14 protein-coding genes are annotated in these 15,852 nt (G+C 66.7%); 6 read left to right on the forward strand and 8 right to left on the reverse strand.

Annotation, left to right across the window (positions count from 1 at the left end):
* Positions 1-14 precede the first annotated feature (14 nt).
* The 4 genes from recJ to VGU00_RS19365 are packed head-to-tail and all read right to left on the reverse strand — an operon-like array spanning position 15 to position 5,812.
* Positions 15-1,781 (reverse strand): single-stranded-DNA-specific exonuclease RecJ, encoded by a 1,767-nt coding sequence (recJ, locus tag VGU00_RS19350; protein WP_327471467.1) that lies wholly within the window; start codon positions 1,779-1,781, stop codon positions 15-17.
* On the reverse strand, positions 1,778-3,298 hold the full coding sequence (locus VGU00_RS19355) for a PH domain-containing protein (protein WP_327471469.1): 1,521 nt from the start codon (positions 3,296-3,298) through the stop codon (positions 1,778-1,780). The genes recJ and VGU00_RS19355 overlap by 4 nt, the downstream gene beginning before the upstream one ends.
* On the reverse strand, positions 3,295-3,825 hold the full coding sequence (locus tag VGU00_RS19360; RefSeq protein WP_327471471.1) for a PH domain-containing protein: 531 nt from the start codon (positions 3,823-3,825) through the stop codon (positions 3,295-3,297). Before VGU00_RS19360 ends, VGU00_RS19355 begins: the two co-directional genes overlap by 4 nt.
* Before the next feature lie 25 nt (positions 3,826-3,850).
* Positions 3,851-5,812: an alkyl/aryl-sulfatase gene (locus tag VGU00_RS19365; RefSeq protein ID WP_327471473.1), complete on the reverse strand. Its 1,962-nt coding sequence runs from the start codon at positions 5,810-5,812 to the stop codon at positions 3,851-3,853.
* 100 nt (positions 5,813-5,912) lie between these two features.
* Here VGU00_RS19365 and VGU00_RS19370 point away from each other — a divergent pair, with 100 nt between their 5' ends.
* Positions 5,913-6,395 carry a flavodoxin family protein gene (locus tag VGU00_RS19370; protein ID WP_327471475.1) on the forward strand — a complete coding sequence of 161 codons (483 nt, stop codon included), beginning with the start codon at positions 5,913-5,915 and terminating at the stop codon, positions 6,393-6,395.
* A gap of 95 nt (positions 6,396-6,490) precedes the next feature.
* On the opposite strand, the gene VGU00_RS19375 is transcribed toward VGU00_RS19370, so the two are convergent.
* Complete coding sequence (locus tag VGU00_RS19375; RefSeq protein WP_327471477.1) at positions 6,491-7,444, reverse strand: MipA/OmpV family protein; 954 nt, start codon at positions 7,442-7,444, stop codon at positions 6,491-6,493.
* A 311-nt stretch (positions 7,445-7,755) separates the two neighbouring features.
* Between VGU00_RS19375 and VGU00_RS19380 the strand changes: the two genes are divergently transcribed.
* The 5 genes from VGU00_RS19380 to VGU00_RS19400 are packed head-to-tail and all read left to right on the forward strand — an operon-like array spanning position 7,756 to position 11,639.
* Complete coding sequence (locus tag VGU00_RS19380; protein WP_327471479.1) at positions 7,756-8,004, forward strand: hypothetical protein; 249 nt, start codon at positions 7,756-7,758, stop codon at positions 8,002-8,004.
* Positions 7,991-8,566 carry a hypothetical protein gene (locus tag VGU00_RS19385; RefSeq protein WP_327471480.1) on the forward strand — a complete coding sequence of 192 codons (576 nt, stop codon included), beginning with the start codon at positions 7,991-7,993 and terminating at the stop codon, positions 8,564-8,566. The genes VGU00_RS19380 and VGU00_RS19385 overlap by 14 nt, the downstream gene beginning before the upstream one ends.
* A gap of 51 nt (positions 8,567-8,617) precedes the next feature.
* Positions 8,618-10,546 carry a 1-deoxy-D-xylulose-5-phosphate synthase gene (gene dxs / locus VGU00_RS19390; RefSeq protein WP_327471482.1) on the forward strand — a complete coding sequence of 643 codons (1,929 nt, stop codon included), beginning with the start codon at positions 8,618-8,620 and terminating at the stop codon, positions 10,544-10,546.
* A complete protein-coding gene (locus VGU00_RS19395) occupies positions 10,543-10,974 on the forward strand; it encodes a hypothetical protein (RefSeq protein ID WP_327471484.1) in 432 nt (143 codons plus the stop codon). Before dxs ends, VGU00_RS19395 begins: the two co-directional genes overlap by 4 nt.
* Entirely contained in the window at positions 10,971-11,639 is a 669-nt protein-coding gene (locus tag VGU00_RS19400) for a hypothetical protein (protein ID WP_327471486.1), read from the forward strand. The genes VGU00_RS19395 and VGU00_RS19400 overlap by 4 nt, the downstream gene beginning before the upstream one ends.
* A gap of 62 nt (positions 11,640-11,701) precedes the next feature.
* Here VGU00_RS19400 and VGU00_RS19405 read toward each other — a convergent pair whose 3' ends face one another.
* The 3 genes from VGU00_RS19405 to VGU00_RS19415 are packed head-to-tail and all read right to left on the reverse strand — an operon-like array spanning position 11,702 to position 15,709.
* Entirely contained in the window at positions 11,702-12,121 is a 420-nt protein-coding gene (locus tag VGU00_RS19405) for a DUF3035 domain-containing protein (RefSeq protein WP_327471487.1), read from the reverse strand.
* A 25-nt stretch (positions 12,122-12,146) separates the two neighbouring features.
* Positions 12,147-12,668 carry a signal peptidase II gene (gene lspA / locus VGU00_RS19410; protein ID WP_327471489.1) on the reverse strand — a complete coding sequence of 174 codons (522 nt, stop codon included), beginning with the start codon at positions 12,666-12,668 and terminating at the stop codon, positions 12,147-12,149.
* On the reverse strand, positions 12,665-15,709 hold the full coding sequence (locus VGU00_RS19415) for an isoleucine--tRNA ligase (RefSeq protein WP_327471491.1): 3,045 nt from the start codon (positions 15,707-15,709) through the stop codon (positions 12,665-12,667). The genes lspA and VGU00_RS19415 overlap by 4 nt, the downstream gene beginning before the upstream one ends.
* Positions 15,710-15,852 lie beyond the last annotated feature (143 nt).

Here is a 15,852-nt window from a genome sequence, read left to right on the forward strand (position 1 = left end):
CCGCCGATCTGCCTTCAATCGGCCCAGGCCGCATCCTCGAGATGCAGTTCGGCGGCGGGCCGGCTGCCCCAATCGTCGCGTTTTGCGCGGCCCGCGAGCCACAGCTTGCGTCCGCGCGCGTTGAGCAGCGTCTGCCCCAGCTCGGTCTCGGCGCTGCGAAAGGCGACCGCCTTGAAGCGCGCGCCGTCGTCGCCCGACACGATCAACCGGACATGGTCGGTCCCGACGATTCCCGATTCGACGATTCGCACCGGGCCGGTGGCGACGCGCGGCGCGGGCCAGCCGGCGCCATAGGGGCCGGCGCTTTCGATCGCGTCGCACCACAGGGGATTGATCCCGCGCGGCGCAAGCACCGCGTCGATCAGCAAGGACTTGTCGCCGCTCGCGCGTTCGACGTCGGCGGCGAGCCGGTCGTTCAGGAAGGCGCCGAGGGCATCGACCTTGTCGGCGGCGACGGTGAGGCCGGCCGCCATCGCGTGCCCGCCGCCCGCGACGAGCAGGCCGCTCTCTTTCGCGGCGAGGATCGCGGTGCCCAGGTCGACGCCGCCGATCGAGCGGCCCGATCCCTTGCCGACGCCATCCTCGTCGAGGGCGATCACGATCGCGGGGCGGTGGAGGCGCTCCTTGAGGCGCCCGGCGACGATCCCGATCACGCCCGGATGCCAGCCCTGACCCGCGACGATCGCGACGGGGGCGTTGCCGCACGCGGCGCTCGCGTCGATCGCCTGTTCGAGCACCGCGGCCTCGATCGCGCGCCGTTCCTCGTTCAGCCGGTTGAGCTCCTGCGCGATTTCGGCCGCTTCCTGCGGGTCGCCGGTGGTGAGCAGCCGGACACCGAGGTCCGATTTGCCGACGCGCCCGCCGGCGTTGATCCTGGGGCCGAGCGCAAAGCCCATATCGCTCGCGCCCGGCGGCTTGGTGAGGCGCGCGGCGTCCATCAGCGCCGCGAGGCCGATATTGCCGCGCCGTGCCATCACCTTCAGTCCCTGCGTCACCAGCGCGCGGTTGAATCCGGTGAGCCGCGCGACGTCGGCGACGGTGCCCAGCGCCACAAGGTCGAGCAGGTCGATCAGCGCGGGCTCGTCGCGGTTCGCGAAAAAGCCGCGTGCGCGAAGCGTGCGGAGCAGCGCGGCGCCGAGCAGGAAGGCGACCCCGACCGCCGCCAGATTGCCGTGGATCGCGGCGTCGGGTTCCTCGTCGAGCCGGTTGGGGTTCACCAGCGCGAGCGCGGCGGGCAGGCTGGTCGCGCATTGGTGATGGTCGACGACGATCACTTCGACCCCCGCGGCATTGGCCTCGGCGATCGCGTCGAACGCCTGCGCGCCGCAATCGACGGTGACGACCAGCTTCGATCCGGCCTCGCCGATCTTCACCAGCGCGGCGCCCGACGGGCCATAGCCCTCCATCAACCGGTCGGGGATATAGGCGCCCGCCGGTAGCCCGAGCGCGCGCAGCAGCCGCACGAGCAGCGCGGCCGAGGTCGCGCCGTCGACGTCATAATCGCCGAAGATGGTGACCGCTTCGCCCTTCTCGACCGCGTCGGCCAGCCGCGCGGCGGCGGCGTCCATGTCGCGGAACAGCGACGGGTCGGGCATGAAACCGCGCAAGGTAGGCGTCCGCTGGCGGTCGAGGTCGTCGCGCGGCACCCCGCGCGCGAGCAGCAATTGCGTGACCAGATCGTCGGGCGCCAGATTTTCGGACGCCATGTCGGCGCTCGCGCGGCGCCAGTGCCAGGGCTGGCCGAGGATCGAACGGGTGATGCCGAGGGCCGTGTCGCTCATCGCCGGGTCCTCGCGGCGAGGATGCGGTCGCGCAGCATCCGTGCAGTGGCGATCGGGATGGCGGGAATTTCGTGGCTCGCAAGCGAGCTGCCGCCGGGGACGCCGAAGACGAGCGTTGCGAGGCCGAGCGGGCGGAGGATGAAGTCGGTCTTGAGATCGATGCTCTGCACCGACGCGTGCGGCAGCAGGGTCATCTTGGGTTTCCACAGCCCGCGGCGGATCGCGACCTGATCGGGCATGTCGGTCCAGCGGTGGAAGCGCGCGCCGATCAGCGATCCGGCGCCGATCAGCAGCCCGGCGAGCGGACCGAACCAGCCGAGCGGCTGTCCGAGCGAGACCGCGATCAGCCCGCCGGTCGTCGCGCCGAGCGCGCCGATGAGCCCGCCGAGCGCGATGATACGGTGGCTGTGCTGCCAAGGGGCATCGGCGCCGGGCCGCGCGATCGCGACCTCGGCGAGCACCGGGTCGACCTCGCCCAGCTTGCCGAAGGGGACGACCTGATGGTCGCGCTCCTTCTCGCCGTCGCTGGCAAGGCTCTGCAGGCGCAGTTCGTGCCAGCCGAAGCGCTGGCGGAGCCATCCGGTGACGACGATCGCCGCCTGTACGCGCTTGACGGGGACCGCGACGTCGGTGCGCGTCGTCAGCCCGCGCGTGCGGCGCAGCGCGCGCGGCTCGCGCGTCAGCCGGAACGCCCAGTTGGCGAAAAACATCGTTGCGATCCCGCTCGCGAAGCCGATCAGCAACAGCGAGACGATGCCGCCGACCGCCGCGATCCAGCGGTGCGCGAGCAGCCACTGGTCGAGCCCGTAATCCTCGGCAAGGTCGATCCAGTCCATCGGGTTGAAGATGTTGAAATCGAACGGCAGCAGATTGTCGAAAAACTGCATGCCCGCGCCGACCACGGCGAGCGCGGCGAGCGAGAAATTGAACAGGCCGGCGACGAGCAGCCGCCCCGGCCCCATCGCGAAGAGCAGCCGGTCGTCGGGCTGCGCCGCATCGGCCGTATCGGGCGCATCGGCGGCTGCTGGCGCCGGGGCCGCGCCGCTACGATGCGCGCGGATCGTCGTGCGCAGCGCCTGCGCGGCGTCGAGCGCGATCGCGTCGAGGCTCGCGTCATTCTCCTTGCCGCCCGCGCCGGTTTCGAACCCGACCTTCGCGATGCCGAGCGCGCGCGACACCAGCCCCTGTTCGATGCTGACGTCCTGGATGCGGTCGAACGGGATGGTGCGGTGCTGGCGCGAAAAGACGCCGCTTTCGATCACCACCTCGTCGTCGCCGACGAGGAAGCGGAAGCGCAGCCACTGGAACCACGCCGCGGCGAGCGAGATCAGCAGGAAGGCGCCGATCGCGGGGACGATCCAGATCCAGTTGCCGGTAAAGCCCAACGCGGCGACCGCAGGCAGGAATTGCAGCGAGCGCGGTCCCAGTTCGACGACAGAGAGCGCCAGCGTCGCGGGGTGCAGCCGCTGCCAGTCCGGCTCGGCTTCGGCTGTCGTTATGGCGACGGCGTCGCTCATGCGAAATCGGTCTGGATATGGCGGCGGATCGTCTCGCGCATCGCGGCGGCGAGGTCGCTGCGGAGGCCGGGCAGCGTCACCGTGCTGTTGTGCGTGCCCGATGTGTGTACGATCAGGTGCGACAGCCCGAACCAGCGTTCGACCGGCCCCTGTCCGACGTCGATATGCTGGACGCGCACGAACGGGACGATCGTATCGGTGCGGAACAGCCAGCCGCGCGCGACGCGAAGCTGCCCCTCGCCGATCTTGTAGCCCCAGCGCTGCATACGCCGCGCCGGAAAGCTGACGATCATCAGGGTTGCGGCCAGCCAGGCGAGCGCGGTGATCAGGCCATAGGGGCCCTCGATATGGCGGATCAGCAGATAGTCGAAGACGCTCGCCCCGATCGCGAGCGGGATCAGGTTGAGCGCGGTCGTGATGCGGAGCACCTGCGCATAGGCGGGGTCGACCGGGTCGAGCCCTTCGGCGGCGTTGATCGCCTCTGCGTCGAACGGATCGGTCGGGTGCGCGGTCGGGGCGTCGGTCATTCTTCCCCGTTACCGTGTTAGAGGCCTATGGCACAACCACATTGAAGCGCGGGTCGCCGGGCGGGTGCAGCGCGAACCACGACAGGAATGCGGCGCGGTCGCCGTCGATGCGGATCGCGCCCGACTGGATCAGCGCGGGGAATTGCGCGCGCCCCATCATCGCCTCGTCGAGGATCTTGCGGTCGATCGTCACCGTCGCGGTCGGCGCGGGGTCGGTCACGCCATAGCGCGGGAATTCGACGCCCCCGCCGACCACCACCGCGACCGCCTCCTTGCTGTCGGGCAGCACGAACTGGAACGTGCCTTTAACCGCGCGTCCTCTCGCAGCATCGAAGCGCGTGGCGAGCGCATCGAAAAACACCGCGGTCGGGATCGCGCTGACGAAACTGCGGCTCTGCCCGTTGCCGGTCACCGCGTCGACCGCATTGCCGCGCAGGCTCGCCGCACCGGCGAGATAATAGTTCCGCCAGGCGCCCGATTCGGCCTGATAGCCCATCTGGTCGTACGCCGACGCGAGCGCCGCGCGCGCCTCCTTGTTGCCGGGATCGGCGAACACCAGCTTGTTCAAGAGCTCGGCCGCCCAGCGATAGTCGCCTGCCTGCAATGCCGCGCGCCCCGCCGCGAGCAGCTTGTCGGCCCCGCCCGCCAGCGCGACATATTTGGGTGCCGATTGTTCGGGCGGCAGCGGGTTGAAATTCGCCGGATTGCCATCCCACCAGCCGAAATAGCGCTGATAGACTGCCTTCATGTCGTGATTGACCGTGCCATAATAGCCGCGGGTTGCGAAATCGCCCGCCTGCACCGGCGCCTCGGCGGTCTGGTCGGCGAGCTCGTGCAAGGTCGCGCCGCGGTTGGCGAGAAAGAGCGTGCGGTCGTGGACATAGCGATACGCGTCGCGCTGGTTCGCGAGCAGCGCCGATACCTCGCCCGCGCCCCATGTCGGCCAGTGGTGCGACGCCAGCGCAACCTCGGCGGTGCCGCCCCATTTCAGCAGCATCGCGTCGATCACCTTCGACCAGTGCAGCGCATCGCGCACCTGCGCCCCGCGCAGCGTCAGCACATTGTGCAGCGTGTGCGTGACGACCTCGGTCGTGTGCAGCGCCTTGTAGGCGGGGATGTAGAAGACGAATTCCGACGGCGCCTCGGTGCTGCCTGCGTCGAGGAAGTCGAAGACCAGCCCGTCGATCGTCAGCGTCCCGCCCTTTTCGCTTAACGTCTCGGTCGGCTCCATATAGCCGACGGTGCCCGACGACAGCTTCGGCCCCAGCCCGGTGTCGACCTGCCCCTGCGCCCCCGGCGGCAGGATCGCGCCGAACATATAGAGCGCGCGCCGCCCCATCGCGCCGCCCGCGAGAACATTCTCCGACGTCGCTTCCTCCGAAAAGCCGTGCGGCGCGATGATGCGGATCTTCTCTTTCGCCACCTGCTCGGGGGTGACGATGCCGCCGACGCCGCCGAAATGGTCGCTATGGCTGTGGCTGAAGATCACCGCCCTGATCGGCAGCTTGCCCGATTTCGCCTCGACCGTGTCGGCGAACAGCTTCCAGCTCGCCGCCGCCGCTTCCTCGGACAAGAGCGGGTCGACGACGATCCATCCGCTCTTGCCGCGGATGATCGTCATCACCGAAATATCGTAACCACGCACCTGCCAGATCTTGCCCGGCACGACCTCGAACAGCCCGTGCACCGCATTCAGCCGCGCCTGCCGCCACAGCGACGGGTTGACCGTGTCGGGCGCCTCTTTCGTATCGAGGAAGGCATAGGGGCGCCGGTCCCACACCGTCTTGCCCTGCTTGTCCGTGATGACGCCGCCCGGAATCTCGGCGAGCTTGCCGCGCAGCACATTGGCCTCGTCGCGCGGATCGTCCAGCGGCAGGCGCGCCGCGATCTCGGCCTGCGCGGTTCGCGTCGCCTCGCTCGCGGCATCCTGCGCGAGCGCTGCGAACGGCAGGCAGCCCGCGAGCAGCACGGTGGTCAGTCGGCGCATGATCTCTCTCCCCCTGTTGGCGCCCAGCTTGCGTCGCGCCGCGCGGCTTGGCAAGCGAGGGGCCGGCGATGCCGGCGGGGGCAGGATAGAGGATCGGCGCATGGAAGAATGTAAACTTCTTGTCATTTGGCACAGCCGCACCGGCGGCAGCCGCGCGCTGGCCGAGGCGGCCGCCGGGGTTGCGGACGGGACCCGGCTTGTCGCCGCAGACGATGTCACCCCGGACCTGCTGCAAACCGCAGGCGGCTATCTCTTCGTCGGTCCCGAAAATCTCGCTGCGCTGTCGGGCGCGATGAAGGAGATGTTCGACCGCTGTTATTACCCGTGCCTCGGCCGGCTCGAAGGGCGTCCCTATGCGACGATCATCTGCGCGGGGTCCGACGGCGAAAATGCGCAGCGCCAGCTCGACCGCATCGCGACCGGCTGGCGGCTGAAGCGCGTCGCCGACCCGCTGATCGTGAACACCGCCGCGCAGACGCCCGAGACCATTCTTGCGCCCAAGACGATCGCCGAAGACCGCCTTGCCGAAGCGCGCGACCTTGGGGCGGCGCTGGCCGAGGGGATTGCGGCAGGTATTTTCTGAGCGGTGCCGGCGGAGCAAGCGGCGGATTTGGGGTGGTGGGCCCCGGCTTTCCCCGGGGTGCAGAATCTCAATCGGCAGCTTCCGCTAGAAAACCGTCAGAACTGGTAAGCGAGGCCGCCGCCGAACAGCCATTGATCGGCGCTGCCGGCGTCGGCGACGATCGGCGAATCGGCGTAGCGATCGCCCATGCGGCCATATTGCGCGCCGCCGATCAGCACGAAGCCCTTGCGAAGGTCGCCCGACAGCGCATAGGCGCCCGCCATCCCGAGCGTATATTTGCCGATCGTCGCCTTCTGTCCGGCGCCGGTATAGACGGGCAGGCCGCTCGCCGCGCTGCCGAGCGGGTCGACGTCGAAATAATAGCGGCCGAAACCCTTGCCATAGATGTTCATCGATGCCGAGATGCCGACAAAGGCGCGTTTCGACAGCGGGGTGCCGTAATCGATCGTCGGCGAGGCGGTCCAGCTGCCGTGCCGGCCCGAGATATCCTTGAGCGCGACGACGCGAAAGCCGATCTGGTCATAGGCGCTGGTGATGACGCCGGTCTTGGTGACGCCGGTAAAGATGCCCATTTCGACCGCCATCTTGCGGTCGGGGAGCAGGTCGACGCGCGGATCCTTGACGCTGCCGGTGCGGTCGGCGCGCAGGCTGACGATCGGCCCGAATTTCCAGTCGATCTTTTGCCCGCGGCGATGGCGGATCAGGTCGACCTGGAAATTGGTCCCGCGGGTCGAAAAGGAAAAGCCTTCGTACCGGCCGCGCAGGTAGACGGCGGGCAGGAAGCGGCGGTCGTCGGACCCGTTATAATCGGGGGTGCTCATCACCCCCGCCGCGACGGCGAAATAGTCGCGCGACCATTTGCGGTCCGCGTCGTCGTCATCGTCGGTGCGCGCGCCGGGTAGCAGGATATTTTCGTCGATGTCGCCGCTCTGAATATAGCGCGCCGGCGGCGTTTCAGCTGCGCCGGGAAACGCCATATCGTCGGTTTCCGTCAGGTCATAAGGCAGCGCGGCCTCTTCGGCCGACGCGGGCGCGGCGAAGCCGGCCATGGCGAGCGCGGAAAATAGTCGGATCGAACGCCGCGGACGGACAATTCGGAAAAGCGGCGTCAAATCGGGCATATGCATCCTATATTCTTGCCCCTCTGCGCGGGGGTGTAGGTGATCGTCCTGATATTGCAAAGGCTTCGTCTTGCCCCGCGCGGCTTTTGCTTTCATCGTGGCTTTCATGCACCAGCATTCCCTTGCCATACCCGGCCCCGTCGCCTTTGGTTCCGTTGCAGCCGGGAGCAATATTGTGCCGTCAAGGCTGTCGCGCGTATGAACATCCGCACGATCGGGCGGCAGCCGGGAGGACGCGCGTGACCCGCGCCGGGCGTTTCGCCGGCTATGCGCTGATGGCGGCGGCCGTGCTGCTCGCCGTGCTGATGCGGCGCGGCACGATCGCGGCGATCGGGCCCTTTCCGGTGGCGGCGGTGGCGCTGCTCGTCGGAATGATCGGGGTTATGCTCGTGTTCACAGATTTGATGGTTCGCGGCCTCTATGCGCAGGTCGACGCGGCAAGGCACGCCGCCGACGAAGAGGAGACAAGCCACGATGACAAGGACTGAACGACATATCGGCCGGCTGATGGCGGCGGCGCTCGGGCTGTTCGCATCGACGGCATGGGCGGCCGATACGACACCGGACGAAAGCGATCGCTTTCACCTCACCGAAGCGAAGGGCGCGTGCGATACGCAGGATTTTCCGGCCTTCGTCTGGCCCTTTGCCAACAGCCGCGCGGTGCGCGAACGCCACAGCGCCGCGCGCGTCCGCGTGACCGAGGGCGGCCGGACGCGCGACGTCCCGGCGGCGGCCTATCTCGACCGCGGCGATTTTCCGATCGCGATGATCGACTATAGCTATGTCACGGGGCCGTCGATCCGGGCGTTCGAGGCGCCCGGCGGCGGCGACCCGGCGCTGCTCGCCTATGTCGAGGTCGATTTCCACGATGCGCCGGGCGGCCGCCGCCGCGCCGACTGGACCGAGGGGCGCTTCGAACCGGGCGAGGGCGACGGGCCGGGAACGCTGATCGAGCGGGTCGGGACGAGCGGTTCGCTGGTCTTCGAACCCGCCGGCGGTTGCTGGCGGCTGGTCGAGGATATCCGCAACCCGGCGATCGCGCGGCGTTGAGGCGGCCCCTTTTCGTTCGACACCCCATGCGCTTGGCAGTATGACGGCGCGATGACCGACCGTCCGCATACGCCGCTGCTCGACACGGTGGATGTCCCCGCCGACCTCCGCAAGCTGAAGCCCGAAGACCTCCGCCAGTTCGCCGACGAACTGCGCGCCGAGATGATTTCGGCCGTCGGGACCACCGGTGGCCATCTGGGCAGCGGGCTGGGTGTCGTCGAGCTGACGACGGCGCTCCATTATGTGTTCGACACGCCGCGCGACAAGATCGTGTGGGACGTCGGCCACCAATGCTATCCGCACAAGATCATCACCGGGCGGCGTGACCGGATCCGCACCTTGCGCACCGGCGGGGGCCTCAGCGGTTTCACCAAGCGCAGCGAGAGCGAGTATGACCCGTTCGGCGCGGCGCACAGCTCGACCTCGATCAGCGCCGCGCTGGGCTTTGCGATCGCGAACAAGCTTACCGATGCGCCGGGCCGCGCGATCGCGGTGATCGGCGACGGGTCGATGTCGGCGGGCATGGCCTATGAGGCGATGAACAATGCGCAGCAGGCGGGCAACCGACTGATCGTGATCCTCAACGACAACGACATGTCGATCGCGCCGCCGGTGGGCGGGCTCAGCGCCTATCTCGCCAAGCTGGTGTCGTCGCGGCCCTTCGTCGAGTTGCGCGAGATTGCGCGGCGCTTCGCGCGCAAGCTGCCCGAGCCGCTGCACAAGGCGGCGAAGAAGACCGACGAATATGCGCGCGGCATGGCGATGGGCGGGACCTTGTTCGAAGAGCTCGGCTTTTATTATGTCGGGCCGATCGACGGGCATAATCTCGACCATCTGATCCCGGTGCTCGAAAATGTCCGCGACAGCGACCATGGCCCGGTGCTGATCCATGCCGTCACCGTGAAGGGCAAGGGCTATGCGCCTGCCGAGGCCGCGGCGGACAAATATCATGGCGTCCAGAAATTCGACGTGATCACCGGCGAGCAGGCGAAGGCGCCGCCGGGGCCGCCGTCGTACCAGAATGTCTTTGGCGAAACGCTGGCGAAGCTCGCCGAAACCGACAAAAGGATCGTCGCGATCACCGCGGCGATGCCGTCGGGGACCGGGGTCGACAAATTTGCCAAGGCGCATCCCGACCGCAGCTTCGACGTGGGGATTGCCGAACAGCATGCGGTGACTTTCGCCGCGGGGCTCGCCGCCCAGGGCATGCGGCCGTTCGCGGCGATCTATTCGACCTTCCTACAGCGCGCTTACGATCAGGTCGTGCATGACGTGGCGATCCAGAATTTGCCGGTGCGTTTCGCGATCGACCGTGCGGGGCTCGTCGGCGCCGACGGGTCGACGCATGCGGGGTCGTTCGACGTTACCTATTTGGCGACACTGCCGAACATGGTCGTGATGGCGGCGGCCGACGAGGCCGAGCTGGTCCATATGACCTATACCGCGGCCGAATATGACGCGGGGCCGATCGCCTTCCGCTATCCGCGCGGCAACGGTACCGGCGTGGCGCTGCCTGCGGTTCCGCAGAAGCTGGAGATCGGCAAGGGTCGCGTCGTGCGCCAAGGCAAGACGGTCGCGATCTTCTCGCTCGGCACAAGGCTCGCCGAGGCGCTGAAAGCCGCCGATACATTGGAAGCGCGCGGGCTTTCGACGAGCGTGATCGACCTCCGCTTCGCCAAACCGCTCGACGAGGAGCTGATCCGCAAGACGCTCGCCGCGCACGAGGTTTGCGTGACGATCGAGGAAGGCAGCATCGGCGGGCTGGGCGCGCATGTGCTGACGCTCGCGAGCGACGAGGGGCTGATCGACGCGGGGCTGAAGCTGCGCACGATGCGCCTTCCCGACGTCTTCCAGGACCAGGACAAGCCCGAGCTGCAATATGACGAAGCGGGGCTCAACGCGCCGCAGATCGTCGATACCGTGCTGAAGGCGCTGCGCCACAACAGCGCGGGCGTCGAGGAAGCGGGCGCGCGGGCTTGAACGGCTGGTGGTTCGCCGCCGGTTGCGTCGGACTGTTCCTGATCTATTCGCTCATCGTCTCGCGGCGTGACAAACGGCAGGTGGCGGCGCTGGCGGTCCGGCGCGAGAATGTCGGGCGCGAGCAGTTCATCACTATGCTGGCCAACGATTGCGAACCGGATGTTGCGGAGTTTCTGTGGGACGAACTGGTGCCCGAGTGGGCGTATTGGCACGCCGGGCTCACACCGCATCCCGACGATGATTTCCTGAAGGACCTGTCGATCGACGATGAGGAGCCGCAGGACTGGCTCGAACATTATTGCGAAAGCCGGGGGCTCGACTGGCATCACTGGACGAATTGGGACCGGAGCCAGCCGACGACGGTCCGTAATTTCGCGCGCTGGCTTTCCAATGGGCCGGCATCGCCAGTCGTGGACGCGGCCGCATGAATTTCTTCAACCTCCTGCAATCGCTCGACGAGCTTTTGTACGAGGTGATGTCGTGGCTCGTCTTCTATCCGATCACGCTGTGGCGCACGCTCGTGCGGCCGCTGCAGATGATGGATTATTCGGACAGCGAGCAGGGCGATGCCAGCGACCAGCAATATACCGACACGCTGAGCCCGCCTTTGTTCCTGCTGTTGTCGCTGATCATCGTCCATGCCGCCGAGATCGCGCTGGTCGGCAATGACGCGGTGGTCATGAGCAAGGTCGGGCTGTCGGCCTTTGTCAGCAACAACACCGACCTGATCATGCTGCGGATCGTGACCTACAGCCTGTTCCCGGTGATGATGGCGACGCGCATGGTTCGCGCGCAGAAACTTCAGGTCAACCGCGATACGCTGCGCGCGCCCTTTTACAGCCAATGCTATGTCGCCGCGGTGCTGGCGATGGTGCTGGGGAGCGCGGTGATCCTGATCAAGCTCGCGCACAGCTGGTCGCTGCTTGCGGGCTGGGCGCTCGCGCTGGCCGGGCTCCTGTGGTTCGGCTTTTTGCAGACGGCGTGGTTCAACCAGCATCTGAAATGCGGGCGGCTCCGCGCCTTCGGCCACGCCTCGCGCGCGATGGTCGAGAGCCTCGCCGCGATGTTCGTCTTGTCGAGCCTGTTCAGCTAGGCGCGCCGGGCATGAAAAAGGGCGGCCGAAGCCGCCCGATTCCGTTGCCTTTTTGGGAAGGCTTAGCCCGTGGGGATCGCGGCCGACGCTTCGCGGCCGTCGCCTTCGGGGGCGGCGAGGATGTCGCGGGTAACGAGGCCCTTGTCGACGACCTGCGTGTCGGGGCTGCCGACCTGGCTGCGGATGCCGGGGTCGGCGCGCTGGCCGTCGGCGCTGCTGATCACCGCGGTTTCGTTGGGGCTGCGCGGGGCGGGGCCGCCGAACAGCGCGCGCAGCGTCTGCTCCGCGGTCGATTCGCCGCCGGGGCGGACCGATCCGGGCGCGGGCGGGGTCAGCGAATAGTCGGGCGGCACGACGAGCGGTGCCTGACGCGACACCATCATCTCGTCGGGACGGTCGCGGCTGAACAGGCTGTTCGACCCGCAGGCCGACAGGGTGGTGGCAAGAATCGAGGCTGCCAGGATGGCGGTGGTCCGGTTCACTTTACTATACTCCCAATGCGCCCCGTTAGTCGGCGGACAGCTTGCCGTCCGTGTTCGCGGCCTTTTCGCCCAAGAGCAGCGCGCGCGCAACCAGCAAAAGCACACCGAGCGTGATGCACGCATCGGCGACGTTGAAGATCATGAAGGGGCGGAAATCGCCGAAATGCAGGTCGGCGAAGTCGACGACATAGCCGAAGCGCACGCGGTCGACGATATTGCCGAGCGCGCCGCCGAGGATCATCGCCAGCGCGATCACGTCGCCCTTCGCCTGTTCGCGCGTCATCCAGAAAGCGACCGCAGCAGCGACGATCCCCGTCACCGCGACGAGCGTCCAGCGCGTCGTGTCGGTGCAGCTGGCGAACATCGACAGCGAAATCCCGCAATTTTCAGCCCAGGTCAGGTTGAAAAAGCCCGTGATCTCGATCTGCCCCTTGGGTTCGAGCGACAAGGGCACGGTGACGATCCATTTGGTGATCTGGTCGAGGACGAAGGCGACCGCGGCGAAGATCAGGCCGAAGCGCAGATAGGGGGAACGGGTTCTGCTCATGCCGCGGTCAATACCGTGTCGCAGCGATTGCACAAGGCGCCGTCCTCGGTGACTTCGGGCAGGTGGCGCCAGCAGCGGCCGCATTTGTGGTTTTCGGTAGGGGCAATTTCCATCGAATGTCCACGAGCCTCGCCGCTTGTCGTCACGGTCGAAGAGATCAGCACCTCTTCGAGCGCCTCGTTCGAAATCCATTCCAAGCCGGGAGTTGCAGAGTGAATCCAAACCTGTGCTTCCAGGCTGGAGCGGATCTTCTTTTCTCGACGGAGCGGCTCGATTTCTTCCGAAATCTTGGACCTGAGACTACGGATTGCAGACCACCGGTTTAATAGATTGCCGACGTGTTGTGCCTTTACATTGTCGAGATTTGGCCACTCCAGCAGGTGGACGCTGCCCGCATCGGGATAGCGCGTGCCCCAGACCTCTTCGCTCGTGAACACCAGCACCGGCGCGGCGTAGCGGACGAGTGCGTGGAACAGCACATCGAGCACGCTGCGGTACGCGCGGCGCGTGTCGGTGCCGAGCGGCGCGGCGGGGCCGAGGTCGCAGTAGAGGACGTCCTTGCGGATGTCGAAATAGAAGGCCGAGAGGTCCTCGTTGCAGAAATCGGCGAGCAGGCGCGTGTAGCTGTTATAGTCGAAGTCATCGACCGCCTGCGCCATCTTCGCGTCGAGATCGGCGAGCAGCGAGAGCATGTAACGTTCGAGCTCGGGCATCGCCGAAACGTCGGTGATGCGCTCTTCCTCGCTGAACCCGTCGAGCGCGCCCAAGAGGTAGCGGAAGGTGTTCCTGAGCTTGCGATACTGGTCGGCGACGCCGGTCAGGATCTCCTTGCCGATGCGGTGGTCCTCGGTGAAATCGACCGATAGCGCCCACAGGCGGAGGATGTCGGCGCCATAGTCGCGCATCAGGTCGATCGGGCTGATCGTGTTGCCCAGCGACTTCGACATTTTGAAGCCCTTGGCGTCCATCGTGAAGCCGTGCGTCAGCACCGCCTTGTAAGGCGCCTGCCCGCGTGTGCCGCAGCTTTCGAGCAGCGACGACTGGAACCAGCCGCGATGCTGGTCGCTGCCTTCGAGATAGAGGTCGGCGCTGTGCGTCGAGCCATCGTGGCGGACGAGATGCGGCCATTTGCCGCTTTCGAGCACGAAGGCGTGCGTGCAGCCCGAATCGAACCAGACGTCGAGAATGTCGGTGATGCGCTCGTAGTTGGCGGCGTCATAGTCCGGCCCGAGATATTCCTGAGCGCGCGCGTCGTTCCACGCGTCGACGCCGCCCTCGCGGACGGCCGCGACGATGCGGTCGTTGACGATCGGGTCGTTCAGATAGTGTCCGGTCTTGCGGTCGACGAAGAGCGTGATCGGCACGCCCCACGCGCGCTGGCGGCTCAGCACCCAGTCGGGGCGTCCCTCGACCATCGATCCGATGCGGTTGCGGCCCTTGGCGGGGACGAAGCGCGTGTCGGCGATCGCCTGCATTGCTGCCTGCCGCAAGGTCGGGGCGTCGCAGAGATCCTCTTCGTGCGGGTTGATCGCGCCGCCCTCATTCTCCCAGCGCTTTTCGCGCGGGGTCTTGGGCTCGATGTGCGTCATCACCTTGTCCATCGGCACGAACCATTGCGGGGTGCAGCGATAGATGACCTTGGCTTTCGAGCGCCAGCTGTGCGGATAGCTGTGCTTGTAATCGGCCGATGCCGCGAGCAGCGCGCCGGCGTCGCGCAGGTCCGAACAGATCGGGCCGTCGGGGGCGTTGAACTTGGGGTTGATCACCGATCCCTGACCGCCGAGCCATGCCCAGTCTTCGCGATATTTGCCGTCGCCCTCGACCGCGAAGACGGGGTCGAGCCCGTTCGCCTTGCAGAGGTCGAAATCATCCTCGCCATGGTCGGGCGACATATGGACGAGCCCGGTACCGCTGTCGGTGGTGACGAAATCGCCGGCGAGGAAGGGGCGCGGGCGCGCGAAGAAGCCGCCGAGATGGTGCATCGGGTGACGGGCGACGGTGCCGGCGAGGTCGGAGCCTTTGAACGGCTCGGAGTGACGGAACGAGACTTCGTAGTTCGTTGCCTCCCCTGCAAGCGAAGCGATTGTATTGCAAAGACGCTGCTCGAATGCCCCAGTGAGCTCCTTAGCAACAATAAAGCCACCGCCATCCAATCGGTCCAACACGGGGAGCGCACGGGCGATGGCGTTGAAATCAGTTTCGCCCTCGGGCGGCGTGGTATCGAAATCGACCATTACTTCGACATAGTCGACGTCGGAGCCATAGGCCAAAGCCTGATTGACCGGGATCGTCCAAGGAGTGGTTGTCCAGATGACGGCTGATTTGCCGACCAGCCACGGGCTGTTCGGGCTCTCCACGATTTCGAACGCCACGTCGATCTGGGTCGAGACGATATCCTCATATTCGACCTCGGCCTCGGCGAGCGCGGTCTTTTCGACCGGCGACCACATCACCGGCTTGGCGCCGCGATAGAGCATGTCGTTCGCGGCGAACTTCAGCAGTTCGCGCACGATGGTGGCCTCGGCCTCATAATCCATCGTCAGGTACGGATGGTCCCAGTCGCCGCCGATGCCGAGGCGCTTCAGCTGCTCGCGCTGGGTGTCGACCCAATGCTGCGCATAGGCGCGGCATTCGGCGCGGAATTCCTCGACCGGAACCTCGTCCTTGTTCAGCTTTTTCTTGCGATACTGCTCCTCGACCTTCCACTCGATCGGCAGGCCGTGGCAGTCCCAGCCGGGGACGTAGGGCGAATCCTTGCCCTTCAGCGTCTGGGTGCGGACGACCATGTCCTTCAGGATATGGTTGAGCGCATGGCCGATGTGCATGTCGCCATTGGCGTAAGGCGGGCCGTCGTGGAGGACGAACTGCTCGCGGCCGCGGCGCGCTTCGCGAATCTGCCCTTCCAGATTGCCCTCGATCCATTTCGCCAGAATCAGCGGCTCCTTCTGCGGCAGGCCGGCCTTCATCGGAAAGTCGGTCTTGGGCAGGAAGACGGTGTCGCGATAATCGCGCTGTTCGGCGGCGGGCGTGCTCTCGGTCATGGTGGCGGCGCTTAGCGCAGATTCGGGCGGGAGCAAACCACCGTCGTCTTCAATTCCCGTTCGCATCGAGCGAAGTCGAGATGCCCATCGGGCGTGCACGCCTTCGGGGTGTCTCGACTTCGCTCGACACGAACGGAATTTGT

The organism is Sphingopyxis sp. (assembly GCF_035944815.1).
In the GTDB taxonomy this organism is placed as follows: Bacteria; Pseudomonadota; Alphaproteobacteria; order Sphingomonadales; family Sphingomonadaceae; genus Sphingopyxis.

Excerpts from the sequence above, each read along its gene's own strand:
- VGU00_RS19400 (WP_327471486.1), top strand. The coding sequence starts at position 10,971 with ATGAATTTCTTCAACCTCCTGCAATCGCTCGACGAGCTTTTGTACGAG.
- lspA (WP_327471489.1), bottom strand. The coding sequence starts at position 12,668 with ATGAGCAGAACCCGTTCCCCCTATCTGCGCTTCGGCCTGATCTTCGCC.
- dxs (WP_327471482.1), top strand. The coding sequence starts at position 8,618 with ATGACCGACCGTCCGCATACGCCGCTGCTCGACACGGTGGATGTCCCC.
- VGU00_RS19375 (WP_327471477.1), bottom strand. The coding sequence starts at position 7,444 with ATGGCCGGCTTCGCCGCGCCCGCGTCGGCCGAAGAGGCCGCGCTGCCT.
- recJ (WP_327471467.1), bottom strand. The coding sequence starts at position 1,781 with ATGAGCGACACGGCCCTCGGCATCACCCGTTCGATCCTCGGCCAGCCC.
- VGU00_RS19415 (WP_327471491.1), bottom strand. The coding sequence starts at position 15,709 with ATGACCGAGAGCACGCCCGCCGCCGAACAGCGCGATTATCGCGACACC.
- VGU00_RS19355 (WP_327471469.1), bottom strand. The coding sequence starts at position 3,298 with ATGAGCGACGCCGTCGCCATAACGACAGCCGAAGCCGAGCCGGACTGG.
- VGU00_RS19385 (WP_327471480.1), top strand. The coding sequence starts at position 7,991 with ATGACAAGGACTGAACGACATATCGGCCGGCTGATGGCGGCGGCGCTC.
- VGU00_RS19360 (WP_327471471.1), bottom strand. The coding sequence starts at position 3,825 with ATGACCGACGCCCCGACCGCGCACCCGACCGATCCGTTCGACGCAGAG.
- VGU00_RS19370 (WP_327471475.1), top strand. The coding sequence starts at position 5,913 with ATGGAAGAATGTAAACTTCTTGTCATTTGGCACAGCCGCACCGGCGGC.
- VGU00_RS19365 (WP_327471473.1), bottom strand. The coding sequence starts at position 5,812 with ATGCGCCGACTGACCACCGTGCTGCTCGCGGGCTGCCTGCCGTTCGCA.